This is a genomic window from Flagellimonas flava (assembly GCF_050617915.1).
GTDB lineage: Bacteria > Bacteroidota > Bacteroidia > Flavobacteriales > Flavobacteriaceae > Flagellimonas > Flagellimonas flava_A.
The window spans coordinates 1-241 of record NZ_JBODQE010000153.1 but is presented as its reverse complement, the minus strand read 5'-3'; the positions used below and the strand labels follow the sequence as shown (position 1 = coordinate 241).

The following is a 241-nucleotide window of genomic DNA, read 5'->3' as shown; positions in this document are numbered from 1 at the left end:
GGGTATGGATTCGCCCTTAAGCATGGCCCCTGGATAGATTACATCGGTAGTGGGATCTAAGGAAAGCATTTCGTCAATGCCTGGAGCAGCTTTATAGTGTTTTACAACGCATTCATAATCTACATCCCCGGTAGGGTCTTGTTCATCCAAAAGTTCTGGGGTGGCAATCTCGGGTGGTTGGGAAAAGGCCTGCAGGCTTGCCAGTTCCGAATTGATAACAACAGGATTAACACCATCGTCA

Annotated in this window: 1 protein-coding gene; it reads right to left on the bottom strand. The window is 47.7% G+C overall.

The window, feature by feature from the left end; all coding sequences use genetic code 11:
• Positions 1–241, bottom strand: a 241-nt coding sequence (locus ACRHOZ_RS21360) for a hypothetical protein (RefSeq protein WP_431130388.1), incomplete at both ends; no start/stop codon positions are given.